This is a genomic window from Neisseria iguanae (assembly GCF_003013245.1).
GTDB classification, from domain to species: Bacteria; Pseudomonadota; Gammaproteobacteria; order Burkholderiales; family Neisseriaceae; genus Neisseria; species Neisseria iguanae.
In genome coordinates this window covers 1-13,108 of record NZ_PXYY01000073.1, presented here as the reverse complement: position 1 = coordinate 13,108, position 13,108 = coordinate 1, and the positions used below count along the sequence as shown (strand labels likewise).

General features: G+C 45.8%; 15 protein-coding genes, 1 tRNA gene and 1 pseudogene. 7 read left to right on the top strand and 10 right to left on the bottom strand.

The genetic code is table 11. From position 1 onward, the window contains the following. Both C7N83_RS15310 and thrB read left to right on the top strand, forming a co-directional pair. On the top strand, positions 1–214 hold a 214-nt coding region (locus C7N83_RS15310), incomplete at its 5' end, for a hypothetical protein (RefSeq protein ID WP_211296640.1). 60 nt (positions 215–274) lie between these two features. Beyond that, entirely contained in the window at positions 275–1,192 is a 918-nt protein-coding gene (gene thrB, locus C7N83_RS10265) for a homoserine kinase (protein WP_106742470.1), read from the top strand. A gap of 140 nt (positions 1,193–1,332) precedes the next feature. Here thrB and C7N83_RS10260 read toward each other — a convergent pair whose 3' ends face one another. From C7N83_RS10260 to C7N83_RS10250, 3 genes are all read right to left on the bottom strand, one after another. Then, complete coding sequence (locus tag C7N83_RS10260) at positions 1,333–2,526, bottom strand: HlyD/EmrA/EmrK family protein (RefSeq protein WP_106742468.1); 1,194 nt, start codon at positions 2,524–2,526, stop codon at positions 1,333–1,335. Positions 2,527–2,812: 286 nt separating this feature from the next. Continuing rightward, positions 2,813–4,213 carry an efflux transporter outer membrane subunit gene (locus C7N83_RS10255; protein ID WP_106742472.1) on the bottom strand — a complete coding sequence of 467 codons (1,401 nt, stop codon included), beginning with the start codon at positions 4,211–4,213 and terminating at the stop codon, positions 2,813–2,815. A gap of 42 nt (positions 4,214–4,255) precedes the next feature. Continuing rightward, on the bottom strand, positions 4,256–4,750 hold the full coding sequence (locus tag C7N83_RS10250) for a MarR family transcriptional regulator (RefSeq protein WP_106742467.1): 495 nt from the start codon (positions 4,748–4,750) through the stop codon (positions 4,256–4,258). 462 nt (positions 4,751–5,212) lie between these two features. On the opposite strand from C7N83_RS10250, the gene queF reads away from it, so the two are divergent. Together queF and C7N83_RS10240 are read left to right on the top strand one after the other, a co-directional pair. Continuing rightward, positions 5,213–5,686 (top strand): preQ(1) synthase, encoded by a 474-nt coding sequence (queF, locus tag C7N83_RS10245; protein WP_106742465.1) that lies wholly within the window; start codon positions 5,213–5,215, stop codon positions 5,684–5,686. Positions 5,687–5,985: 299 nt separating this feature from the next. Continuing rightward, positions 5,986–6,669 carry a 7-cyano-7-deazaguanine/7-aminomethyl-7-deazaguanine transporter gene (locus tag C7N83_RS10240; RefSeq protein ID WP_106742463.1) on the top strand — a complete coding sequence of 228 codons (684 nt, stop codon included), beginning with the start codon at positions 5,986–5,988 and terminating at the stop codon, positions 6,667–6,669. A 268-nt stretch (positions 6,670–6,937) separates the two neighbouring features. Here C7N83_RS10240 and C7N83_RS10235 read toward each other — a convergent pair whose 3' ends face one another. From C7N83_RS10235 to C7N83_RS10220, 5 genes are all read right to left on the bottom strand, one after another. After that, positions 6,938–7,186 (bottom strand): hypothetical protein, encoded by a 249-nt coding sequence (locus C7N83_RS10235; protein WP_211296639.1) that lies wholly within the window; start codon positions 7,184–7,186, stop codon positions 6,938–6,940. Positions 7,187–7,631: 445 nt separating this feature from the next. After that, positions 7,632–7,955, bottom strand: coding sequence for a hypothetical protein (locus C7N83_RS14275; protein WP_146135136.1), 324 nt, complete (start codon positions 7,953–7,955; stop codon positions 7,632–7,634). 6 nt (positions 7,956–7,961) lie between these two features. Continuing rightward, positions 7,962–8,036 (bottom strand) — tRNA-Arg (locus tag C7N83_RS10230). Between the two features lie 7 nt (positions 8,037–8,043). Beyond that, positions 8,044–8,490 (bottom strand): DUF441 domain-containing protein, encoded by a 447-nt coding sequence (locus tag C7N83_RS10225; protein ID WP_106742461.1) that lies wholly within the window; start codon positions 8,488–8,490, stop codon positions 8,044–8,046. Between the two features lie 11 nt (positions 8,491–8,501). Then, positions 8,502–9,476: a polyprenyl synthetase family protein gene (locus C7N83_RS10220; RefSeq protein WP_106742460.1), complete on the bottom strand. Its 975-nt coding sequence runs from the start codon at positions 9,474–9,476 to the stop codon at positions 8,502–8,504. A 213-nt stretch (positions 9,477–9,689) separates the two neighbouring features. Between C7N83_RS10220 and rplU the strand changes: the two genes are divergently transcribed. The 3 genes from rplU (at position 9,690) to ubiM (ending at position 12,010) form a co-directional block, all read left to right on the top strand. Then, entirely contained in the window at positions 9,690–9,998 is a 309-nt protein-coding gene (rplU, locus tag C7N83_RS10215; RefSeq protein WP_106742458.1) for a 50S ribosomal protein L21, read from the top strand. Positions 9,999–10,024: 26 nt separating this feature from the next. Then, the gene (rpmA, locus tag C7N83_RS10210; protein ID WP_106742456.1) at positions 10,025–10,300 is read left to right on the top strand and encodes a 50S ribosomal protein L27; all 276 of its coding nucleotides are present in this window, start codon (positions 10,025–10,027) and stop codon (positions 10,298–10,300) included. Positions 10,301–10,825: 525 nt separating this feature from the next. Further along, on the top strand, positions 10,826–12,010 hold the full coding sequence (gene ubiM, locus C7N83_RS10205) for a 5-demethoxyubiquinol-8 5-hydroxylase UbiM (RefSeq protein WP_106742455.1): 1,185 nt from the start codon (positions 10,826–10,828) through the stop codon (positions 12,008–12,010). A gap of 45 nt (positions 12,011–12,055) precedes the next feature. Here ubiM and C7N83_RS10200 read toward each other — a convergent pair. Both C7N83_RS10200 and C7N83_RS10195 read right to left on the bottom strand, forming a co-directional pair. Then, positions 12,056–12,688: pseudogene (locus C7N83_RS10200) on the bottom strand (transposase). 103 nt (positions 12,689–12,791) lie between these two features. Further along, positions 12,792–13,108 (bottom strand): pilin (locus C7N83_RS10195; protein WP_106742453.1); only part of this gene is annotated, 317 nt, incomplete at its 5' end.

Here is a 13,108-nt window from a genome sequence, read left to right as displayed (position 1 = left end):
ACCACCCCCGGATACAATACATCAAACCGCTGTTTTACAAACTAATTTTAATAACAGCAAATTCGCAGAAAATTTCCAAAACCGGTCACAACAGCCCCTCCCCCCCAATACAAAAAACCTTCTGAAAAATTTTCGACGTGCCTCCGTCTTATCTTTTACGACGGCTTCTAATTTTAAGAAAGCTTGGGTTTCAGACAGCCTTGATACTGCTTAAGGTGATTTTTTGGTATGATTTAGGCTGCTTTTTTATTTTTTATCTTTCAGGCTTTTGATTATGTCGGTTTATACGAGTGTTTCAGATGATGAGATGTATGCGTTTCTCACCCAATATGATTTAGGTGGCTTTGTTTCCTTACAGGGTATTGCCCAAGGGATTACCAACAGTAATTACTTTTTGACAACCACGACCGGACGATATGTATTGACGGTATTTGAAGTACTTAAACAAGAAGAATTGCCTTTTTTCTTACAATTGAGCTTACATTTGAGCAATAACGGAGTGGCCTGCCCTGCACCGGTCATCCGTAAAGATGGAAAATTAGATTCCATTCTAGCCGGCAAGCCGGCTTGCTTAGTCACCTGTCTGAAGGGTTCAGACACCAGCTGGCCAACAGAAGCGCAATGCTTCAACACTGGTGCGATGTTGGCCAAGATGCATTTGGTCGGCCAAGATTTTCCATTAAAAATGGAAAATCCACGTTATGATCACTGGTGGCATGAAGCCTGCATTCAACTTTTACCGGTTTTAAGTGACGAAGATGCGCAATTGTTGCGGAAGGAAATTTCATTTTTAGATGAAAATCTGAACCATTGTCTACCTTCCGGTATTATTCATGCGGATTTATTTAAAGACAATGTTTTATTGGATGGTAAAGATGTTGCCGGTTTTATTGATTTTTATTATGCCTGCAATGGTAATTTTATGTACGACTTGGCTATTGCTGTGAACGATTGGGCACGAACGGCAGATAATCATTTGGACATGCCCTTGCGTGACGCACTTATTCAAGGTTATGAAAGCATCCGACCTTTATCTGATGAAGAGCACGCTTACTTCCCGATTGCACAGCGTGCAGGCTGTATCCGCTTTTGGGTGTCCCGATTACTGGATTTTTATTTTCCACAGTCCGGCGAAATGACATTTATTAAGGATCCGAACGCTTTCCGTGATTTACTGTTGAATTTAAATTAACAGGTAAAAGGCCGTCTGAACATTCAGACGGCCTTTTACCTTGAATAGCTTTAATAAAATGATTCAAAAAAGCAGATACCCATTATCATATCCAAATATTACTTTTTGATGGCCTCTACATGAAAAGGCCGTCTGAAACATTACTTCGCGTATTTTTCAAAAATCTGTTCGATCAAAGCGTCCGCAGCAGCCCAATCTACACTGTCTGCTTCTGGCAATACAGTATTCTTCTCAACAGTAGCCGCCATATTCTTTCCTTTGCCTGCTGAAGAAATATCAACCGTCACCGTCATCGACAAGCCTACGCGCAGCGGATTTGCTGCCAATTCTTTTTCATCCAAACTGATTCGGACCGGCACACGTTGTGCCACTCTCGTCCAACTGTCTGCCGTATTTGGTGTCGACGGCACAGCAAAAGCGTTACCTGTACCTGCAGACAAGCCTATGACTTTACCGTGATAGATGACTTTATCGCCATATAAATCCGTCACCATTTGCACCGGCTGGCCGATTTTCATTTTACGCAATTGTGTTTCTTTAAAATTGGCATCGACCCACAAATTATGCAAAGGCACCACAGCCATCAATGCCGTTCCCTGCTGAATACGCTGCCCTACCTGAATATTTCGTTTGGCAACCTGTCCGGTCATAGGCGAACGGATTTGCGTGCGTTGCAGGTTCAACCATGCGTCTTTAATGTGGCTCACTGCTGTCTGAACGGCAGGCTGCTGGCGCAAAGGAATATTGTTGCCCAATGCTGCCTGCCCCGCTGCTTCCTGCGCCTCGACCGCTTTCAATGCCGCTTGCGCCTGAACCACTGCCGCACGCGCATGACTCAATTCTTCGCCGGAGATCGCATCCGTTCCGGCCAATGCTTCACGTCGCACCAAATCCGACTGCACTTTGGCTAATTCTGCTTTACGCAATAAAACTTCTGCCCGTAATTGCGAATTACTTGCCGTTTGCTGTTTGTTTTGACGAATCGCCTGAATCAATTCATTCTGGGCCCGGTCATACGCTAATTGGAAATCAGTGTCGTCCAAAGAAACCAGAACGTCACCTTTTTTCACCACATCGGTATCGTCAACCATCACTTTACGCACCGTGCCATTCACTTGCGGCGTAATCTGCACCAAATGACCGGCAACATAGGCATCATCTGTTGCTTCTTCATTTTGCAACATCAAGAAATAAACCAACGCCGCACCGAGCGCAAGCACAATAAAAAGCAACGTAAAAATCGTCAGGTTGTGTGTACGATGGCCGCGTGACCCCGAAACCGTTTCCACGGCAAGTGGTTTTTGCGCTTGATTGCTGTCTTGCTTATTAGACATGAGTGTACTTGATCCCGATTTAAAAATAGAACGATTTTTCTTTATTTATTTTTAAATAACAATTATTTATTACTTTTCTAATTCGTCATTCAAATGATACCGAATGGGAAAAACAGATTTGGCATTCTATAATCTGCCACTATACTCAATCAAGTTACTTTCCATATCGGTTATCGTTAAATACTCCGTCTACACCTGCATAACGACTTTTTTAATTTTATTATTTTGAAAGGATAAAAACTCAGACGGTTCTTAGGCCGTCTGAATTTTTTGCTTGCTCTTGAATTTATTTACCAATTTTAAACCCACCGCCCAATTGCATATGCACATTACTCCATGCCGTAAGTAATTGTGCCTGCTGCTGCACCTGATTCATTTTTAATTGAACAGCTTCATCTTGCTGTTTTAATACCGACAAGCCGTTCTCCAAGCCTGCTTTAACACGGCCTTGAGCGGCGCGTACAGATTTGTCGGAAGTTTTCAGCATTTTCTCCCACACTGGCTTTTGTTTTTGCAGACTTTCGTAATCGGCAATAGCATCAGCCGCTGCACGCATGGCATTTAAAACCGCCCGATCATACACAGCCACTTGCTCGTTATATGCCGCACGTTTACCGGCCAAACGGGATTGCAACGCACCGGAAGTAAAAATCGGCAGATTCAGCGCAGGCACCACACCCAACATCCCCGAAGCCTTGCCCCGTATAACATTAAACGCATCGATATGCCCCAAACCGGCCAATACTTTCAGCTCGATATTAGGATAAAATTCAGCCTCAGTTGATTTTACTTTATGCAACCGCGCGCTTAACAATGCTTTTTGAGCCGCCACATCCGGACGCGCTGCCAATAAATCAGCATGTAATTTACCCACCGGCAAGACCGGCGCATTCGCCAGTTTTTCCGGCATTGAAACGGTCAGCTCCATCGGGGTTGTGCCTGTCAATGCAGCCAAGCTGTGGCGCACTTTAAGCTGCTTTTGCGCTAACGCCAGCTTTTCCAATTCCAATTTTTGCTGCGCCAATTCAATTGGATAAACCGATTCAGACGGCATCAGTTTGGCACCAATCCGACGCTTGGCCAATTGCAGCATTTTGTCGGCCAATGCCATCCTCTGCTCGGCCAAAGCCTGTTGTTCAACCAATGACTGCCACGCAAAATATTGCGCCGCTACCGCATGTGCCAAGGCAATGCGCGATTGGTGCGCTTCATACAATACGGCCTGACGCTGACCTAAAATTGAGGCCAACTGCTCGCGGTTTTTACCCCAAAAATCAAATGTCCAACTGCCTTGCACCGCAACATTAGCAAATAACAAATGCCTGTCTGTCTTGCCGTGTGTCGAAACCGGCTTAGGCGCGGCGTACATGGCGATACCTTTGCCAATCAGGCCTAATTGCATCTTGTCGACAGCCTCGGTTATGCCCAACTGCGATTGGGCCTGTTCGAAACGAGCTTTTGCCATACGCAAATCGGGCGACGTTCGAATGGCACGGGCAATCAGAGTATTGAGTTTTTTATCCTGTAATTGTAGCCACCAAGAATCCTGCCCGAGTACAGAGTTGTCTTGCGATAAAGAATGCACCGTTGGTTTCTCCAACGGTGCTTGTTTGCCAAATTGGGCACATGCCGCCAGCATTGCCGCTGCGATGATGTACATACCCGTTTTGACGATTCGAAATTTCATGAACGACTCCATCGTAATCTTTTGCAGCCGCCAGCGTCGCACTCAGCCATCCAAATGGTTTAACAGTTTGGTCAGAAGATATTGAAGCTGCACATAATCATCATTGGTGTAATCCTGCCAAGCCTCGCTACTTTTACTTGAAATCTGCGGCCAAACTTTTTGGATAAATGCCTCACCTTCAGCGGTTAATTTTAACACAATCTGACGGCGGTCTTGCTGATTGATATGACGCTCTACCCAACCGCGTCCAACCATTTCATCCGATAGACGGGTTGCGCTGGTGCGGGTTAAATCCATCAAATCGCTCAAACGCGATGGCAGAATCTCGCTATTGGGGCTGACATAAATGGCCATCATTGCAAACCATAAATTTTCGTTGATGCCGAAAACTTTCAAACTCTCGTTCAAATGGCCACTCAACCGCTCGGTCACTACGCGCAGCAATCTTCCGGCTTGTGTTTGATTCTCGGAAAATTCAGGTAGTCTGCCTGACAACAAACGCAATGCATTAACTAATTCGACTTGTGAAAAACTCATTGTGTGTTCTCTTAAATTTATTCAAATGGCTGATTTGTTTCAAATAATATAAATAAGGCATCATAAAATAAATAATGACGTATTCATTTACCTTAAAATACCAGATACTTACTTTCTAGCGCTATATTAATTCAGCTGATTATTTTTCTAATGAAAATCTGATAATCGGTTTACGCAAATTACAAACGGGTTTCATTATGCATATAATATTTAATTAATCCCAAATAATAACCGATAATCCTATTTAAAATGCACGACTATTTAGATAAATACACTATCTCTTAAGAAGGAGATCTTAAGAAACATAATTGTCATAATAAATACTCTGGTTTATTGAAGTACAATGTCCGCATCAGCTCAGTCAACTTGAAATTAAATCTCCACACAGACATAAATTTTATATTAGAATAAATAGTTACGTAGTTCGAAAATCTCCCACATTAAAAACTAAGGAAATCAAAAATGTCTCGCAACACCGAAGAATTAAACGGTATCTCCCTATTGGGCAACCGACACACCCAATACCCGACCGAATATACCCCCAATATCTTGGAAGCATTCGACAACAAACACCCTGACAACGATTATTTTGTCAAATTCATCTGCCCCGAATTCACCAGTCTTTGCCCGATGACCGGCCAGCCGGATTTCGCCACCATCTATATCCGCTATATTCCGCACATCAAAATGGTAGAAAGCAAATCACTGAAACTCTATTTATTCAGCTTCCGCAACTACGGCGATTTTCATGAAGACTGCGTCAACACCATCATGAAAGATCTCATTTCATTGATGGATCCGAAATACATCGAAGTCTATGGCGACTTCACACCACGTGGCGGCATTGCCATCCACCCTTTTGCCAACTACGGCAAAACCCACACCGAGTTTGAAAGCTTGGCACGCAAACGCCTGTTTGAACACGACGCACACTAAATCCATTACCGAAAAATCAAGCACCATTTTTCAGACAGCTTCATTTATCGAAAACTCCGTCGTTGTTTACACTTTTTGTTTTTTTGCCTGAAGCTCCGTTTGGAGATTTTTGCGTGTTATCAAAAATACCGAAAGATGCGGCAACGCCACACAGCTCTTGAGAAGAGTCAGAAATTCTAAAACAATGATTTCGGCAAAAACAAAAGCTGTTCCGTATAAAAAATGTCAACAACCCGGCCTTTTCCAACCCTTCATTCTGTTAACCAGGCCGGCTGAAAGTCGTTTCCGAAAGACACACCATGTATCAGTTTACCCAAGACCAACAGAAAAAAGCCCTATTTTGGCTTGTTTTATTCCATATTCTCATTATTGTCTCCAGCAATTATCTGGTGCAATTCCCTTTTGAAATCTTCGGCGTACACTCCACTTGGGGCGCACTCAGCTTCCCATTCGTTTTCCTGGCCACCGATTTGACCGTCCGCATTTTCGGTTCACACTTGGCGCGTCGCATTATTTTTTGGGTGATGTTCCCTGCCCTGCTGCTATCTTACGTATTTTCCGTATTATTCAGTGAAAGTAATTGGACAGGCTGGGCATCATTGGCCACATTCAACACTTTTGTCAGCCGCATCGCCCTTGCCAGCTTTGCCGCCTACGCCCTTGGCCAAATCATGGATATCTTCGTTTTCAACCGCTTACGCCGTCTCAAATCATGGTGGGCCGCACCTACCGCATCAACCGTATTCGGCAACGCCTTAGATACATTAGTTTTCTTCAGCGTCGCATTCTATGCCAGCAGCGATGCCTTTATGGCACAACATTGGCCGGGCATTGCCTTTGTCGATTATTTATTCAAACTCACCATCTGTACGCTGTTTTTCCTGCCTGCTTACGGAGTCATTCTGAATTTCCTGACCAAGAAACTGACTACCTTGCAACAAAACGATTCAAACAACCTGGCGAAACTGGCTGCACAAGAATAAATCAGACATTAAGGTGTATCTTCATTTTGTCTGCGTCACAGGTTTCCAAGCAAAAAACGCTTACGCAAAGCAATACTCAAAGAGGGTGGTTTGACACGCCGCACCGGTAAACCCGGCCGGCACGGCAAGGAGGACACCTGCACGCATATTTTCAACGCAGCAAACGGTTTTTTATGCCGGAAAGATGCCACATGATGAGATGAAGACACTCCCTAAGCCGTCTGAACGTTTCAGACAGCCCAAGATAATCCACAGCATTCTGCTTTCATCACACAACCACTTTCTTGTAGCGGCCGCTTTGCACCAAGCCGACAAAATCATCGTCCATCTGGGCAAAATCGGCAGACAATACGCCACCGTCGGCTTGCAGACCGCCCACCCAGCCATAAGCCGGAGCATCGGTTTTCGGATGACCGATAACCAGCGGCGCTTCGTGCAACTTCGGATCATAACCGCAGCCGCCTGCGCCACGTCCGCATTGGTAATCATTATCGTGCGGTCGTTGTTGTCGGTGCACGTGCCGGATTTAAAAATTTCAAATAACTTGGCCATAAAAAAGCCCCATCGGATTGATGAGGCTATTTTGGCAAAGGCCGTCTGAAACGGCTTTTAATGCAGATTAATAATTGGGATACATGAAATAACCGCCCCTTAAGGGCGGTTAGATTTACGAAACGAATAAAAATATAAATTTTCCTATGCAGAGATAAGGCAATATCCATAACCACGCCTGTTTCCTACAACACCACCACATCCAAAATAATGCAGCAATGGTTACTCCCCACATAAATGTATTTTCACCAAAAAAAGATACGATGGTTTCTACATCTGTGAAAAACAACCAATATATAGAGAGAGGAAAACATACTATCCCAAGCGTACCACTTATCATTTATCGATAAAATGTTTGCCGACGTATGAATGACTTCGTAAACCTTATCCAGCATAAAAAAGTTTCCTGATTAAATATCCATGAGAGCCATTTGTAATGGCGAGCGCCAATTCAAAGCAACGCCAGAGATGCAGCTTTTATAACGCCGGTCACTTGATACGGTTTTAATCCATGACTTCAGTGTATTGGCTCCGGCTTTACCTAATTGTTTCAATACCGACGGAATCGTAGTAGGCCCTTTACCATAAAAAACAGAGTAAACCGCATGGGTTACCGCCATACCTTTAGAACATTGTGTAATCTTAGAAGCACTTACAGGAAGAAGAGCGCCCTGATAAACACTTTCAATGAATGCCACATACAACAATGCCGTCTGAAACGTTTCAGACGGCATTTATATTGGCCTCGCCAACAGGAATCGAACCTGTATTTTACGCTTAGGAGGCATACGTTCTATCCGTTGAACTATGGCGAGGAGCGCATTAAACTTTTCCGGCAATAAACGACAATATTCCTGCGGCAATCAACGGCCCTACCGGAATGCCGCCGAAAAAAGCCACGCCGACGATGGTACCGACTAATAATCCGGTCACCAAAATCGGCTGGCTGCTCATCAAAGGTACGCCGTGTCCGGCAATCCACGCCACAAAAATCCCGACAGCAACAGCGGCCGACATTTTGAGATTTACAAATGCTGCAAGACCGGGCAGTTGGATTTTTCCTGAAGCCAATGGACTTAACACACCAATGGTCAGAAAAATAATACCAATGCCCAAACCGTATTTTTCCGCTAAAGGAATGTATTTTGCCAAGGCCGTTTGCTGCATCAGCAATAATACGGTTGCGGAAATCGTAATCGAATTATTATTGCTCAGAACACCGAGCAAAATCAGCATCACCAAAAAAAGCGGAATGAAACTAAAATTCATGTCACACTCTTTTAAGACACGCGCGCCAAAGATTCTTCGGCAAGTTGCCGCATAGCTTCAGTAATCTCGCTTTGCGGCAATATGCTCAAACACGCAATTGCTTTTTCTACCGCTTTGCGCGCCTCGCCCACCGAATAAGGTAAGGCATCAGAATTCACCACATGATGATGGATTTTCTCAAAATAGCTGCGGTCGGCATTTTCCAAAGCATGACGCACATCATTGGCCGCCTGCTCCGAACCATGGCGCATCAAATAAATCAGCGGCAATGTCGGCTTGCCTTCGGCCAAATCATCGCCGACATTTTTACCGATTTCTTCGGTTTCACCCGAATAATCCAACACATCGTCAATAATTTGAAATGCCGTGCCGACATACATGCCATAATCTTTCAGTGCCTGCTCTTGATCCGGCGCTGCCTTACCCAAAATCGCACCGACTTGCGCCGCCGCTTCAAACAATTTGGCGGTTTTATATTGAATCACCTGCACATATTCGGCTTCCGTAATATCAATATTGCCGATATTCATCAGCTGCATCACCTCACCTTCGGCAATGATGTTAGTTGCATCTGCCATCACTTCTAAAATCTTCATACTGCCCGAGCCGACCATCAATTGAAACGCACGGGTATATAAGAAGTCGCCGACCAAAACAGCCGCCGCATTGCCGAACAAATTATTCGCTGTTTCACGGCCGCGGCGCAAATCACTCTCGTCGACCACATCATCATGCAACAGCGTGGACGTATGGATAAATTCCACCATCGCCGCCAGCGAGTACAGTTTTTCATCATCATAGCCCACGGCCTTTCCCGATAAAATCGTGATAATCGGGCGCAAACGCTTACCACCGGCACTGATGATGTAGGTACCGATTTGAGCAATCAGCGCCACATCCGACTGAACGGCTTGACTAATCACAACATTGACTTTGGCTAAATCATCGGACAGATGATATTGGAAATAAGACAGATTTTCGAGCATGACCGGAATTTCTAGAAAATTAAAAGAGAGTGTCGCATAAAATATCATATCCAGCGCGCGATTATAGCAGCAAAGACTGTTTTACACACCTTCCCAAACGGCATTTTCATTACAGGAGAAATAAGCTTTGACAAAACAGCAGAATATGCATAAAATCCAACGTTTCGCACATGGGGTGCGAATGATTTAACCACAATTCTCATGGAGTTGAGTATGTACGCGGTCGTAAAAACCGGCGGTAAGCAATACAAAGTTGCCGTTGGCGAAAAATTGAAAGTAGAACAGATACCAGCCGAACTCGACAGCCAAATCGAACTGAACGAAGTTTTGATGATTGCTGACGGCGAGTCTGTAAAAGTAGGCGCACCTTTTATCGAAGGCGCAAAAGTAACAGCGAAAGTCGTGGCTCACGGCCGTGGCGAAAAAGTACGCATTTTCAAAATGCGCCGCCGCAAACACTACCAAAAACGCCAAGGCCACCGCCAAAATTTCACCCAAATCGAAATCGTGGCAATCGCCTAATTTAACACAAGCTTAGGAGTATTAATATGGCAAGTAAAAAAGCAGGCGGCAGCACCCGCAACGGCCGCGATTCAGAAGCCAAACGCTTAGGCGTAAAAGCCTTCGGCAGCGAACTGATTCCGGCAGGCTCCATCATCGTCCGCCAACGCGGCACCAAATTCCACGCCGGTGACAATGTCGGCATGGGCAAAGACCACACTTTGTTCGCCAAAGTTGACGGTTACGTCGAATTTAAAACCAAAGGCGCGTTAAACCGCAAAACCGTAAGCGTCCGCCCTTACACCGGTTCTGAAGAACAATAGCCCAATTGAAACCGCTTCTCCTTTAAGAAGCGGTTTTTTTATTTCCCCTTTTCCCTTCCCGCCACCGTTAATTTTCATTAACCGCTTCCCTCCGCCCAACCCCCTACTCACGCACCCGTTACACTTCATCATCCCAACACTTGACATACATTAAAGCCCAAGTAAAAACTTGCATACCGAATGAATCTTCGCTTTATTCTATGGATGATTTTGCTATAATTCACCAATTGTCCCGGATGCCTCCTCACCGGCCAAAACACCGTACACTAGGGAGTGTCCTCATTTCATCATGCGGCACTTTCCGGCATAAAAACCCGTCTGCCGCGTTGGAAATGCGCGCAAAGTATCCGACCTTGCTGCCGCGCCGGCCGGTTTTACCGACACAGCGTGCCAAACCGGTCTCTTTGAGTATCGCCCTGCATACACGCTTTCCTGTTCGAAAATGGGCGACGCAGACGAAATGAAGACACACCCTAAAGGCCGTCTGAAAATCATCCACCGCCATTTAAAATAAAGGATACCCCCATGAGCTTACACAGCGATATTCTCGTCGTCGGCGCAGGTCCTGCCGGCCTCAGCTTTGCCGCAGAACTGGCAGGCAGCGGTTTAAAAGTAACCCTGATCGAACGCAGCCCGTTGGAAGTGTTGCAAAATCCGCCATACGACGGCCGGGAAATCGCGCTCACCCATCTTTCCCGCGAAATCATGCAGCGCTTGGGCATGTGGGACCGTATTCCGACCGACGAAATTTATCCTTTACGCGATGCCAAGGTATTAAACGGCCAATCCGATTATCAACTCCACTTCCCGCAACCCACCCAAGCACGCGGCGGACCAGCCGACTGCTTAGGCTATCTGGTTTCCAACCACAACATCCGCAAAGCCGCCTATGAAGTGGTTGCCACACTCGGCAACGTGGTCATTCTGACCGATACCAACGTCAAAGAAGTCAGCGTTTCCGATCAAGAAGCCCAAGTCATTCTCGACAATGGCGACATCCTGACCGCACGCCTGCTCTTGGCCGCCGACAGCCGCTTCTCACAAACCCGCCGGCAATTGGGTATTTCATCCGATATGCACGATTACAGCCGCACCATGTTTGTCGGCCGCATGAAACACACCCTGTCAAACGGCCATACCGCCTACGAATGCTTCCACTACGGCCGCACCATCGCCCTCTTGCCGCTGGAAGAACACATCACCAACACCGTCATCACCGTTGATGCCGACAAAACCGATTCCATCAAAACCTTGGGCAACGAAGAATTGGCCGCCATGGTGAAAGCCCAATTAAAAGGCCGCTTGGGCGATATGGAAGTTGTCAGCACCTTCCACAACTATCCCTTGGTCGGCATGATTGCCCAACGTTTTTACGGCAAGCGCAGCGCCCTAATCGGCGATGCCGCCGTCGGCATGCACCCCGTCACCGCCCACGGTTTCAACTTAGGCCTGTCCGGCGCAGACATTTTAGCCAAACTGATTTCAGAAGCCGCACAACGCGGCCAAGACATCGGCTCAAGCACCCTACTGGAAAAATACCACAACAAACACATACTGCATGCCCACCCGATGTATCACGGCACCAATATGCTGCTGAAACTCTTCACCAACGAAACCGGCCCCGCCAAAATCCTGCGCGGCTTGGTATTGCGTGCCAGCAATAATTTCCCGCCGATTAAGAAACTGATTACCAAGCAATTGACCGGTTAGAAAATTATTTTGTTTCAGTTTGATTAAAATAGAGGCTGACGTAGATTATCCCCAAACACCACACCATTTCCGCAGCATTTCAAGCTGCCCGGACGGTACGCCAAAGTCAAAAAAGATTTCCAGTCAATTCCGTCCTATTTCCGTAGAATGCGCTTTACCTGATTCCGGAAATTTTCAATACCATCAATGTGGTTTTGACAGCCTGCAAAAAGCCCTGAACGATTGATTCGGTGATAAGTAAACCCACTGACAGCCAACACATCACAGCTTTTATAACCGTCCGTACAAACAATGCCGTCAGGCATGGTTTTCCGTTTAATAACAGGCAGTGACGTACCTTTCCCGGTGTTTTCTGCAACAACGGTAATAAACCTTACCCTGCCGTTTCAAAATACCGGATACGGAGCGGCTTTACCCGCTGCTTTCGCGATCCCGTTTGCCTTTACACTGAACGCCGGAATACCACCCATCCGGTCCGACGGAACCATCAAAAACTTTATCTGCTTGAAGCGTTAAATGGCAGGCAACAACCTGACGGGTTTTACGGTAAACAACGCTGCTGCATTGGGGTGGATATCCAATAAACCGGCAGCCGGACGGGCAGTAACTCCGGGTACAAAAACCCAAGTTGTTGTTTTTTTGTACTTTTTCAGATAATTTACAGTATGTTATCTTCATTTTCGAAAGGTAACATAACTACTAATCTAATACAGTCTCTTTATTTTTTTAAAACCATTAAAAAAGCCCGCCATTATGAAGCGGGCTTTTTAAGCTTGAGTATTTAAGTTGTTTTAGTAGTGTTACGACATGCGGCAGGGGCGATGTTATCGTCCAAGTTGGTAGTACACGCCCATGCACCAGTGGCAGGGGTCAAGGTCATGGTAATGGTTTTACCAGCAACTTTATCATTGACACCTTGAGCTGAGGCTTTGAAGGTAGCTATCAACGCACAAGTACTCCCTCCTGTACCAGCCGCACCGGTAGAAGGCTCAATTTTTTCTACATACTTACCTGTCTGTACCGCACTTTTATACCAAGCAGCATCATTTTTACAGGCAACTGCGTTACTGCTAGAAGCTACGGCTTCCACCAGGGGGG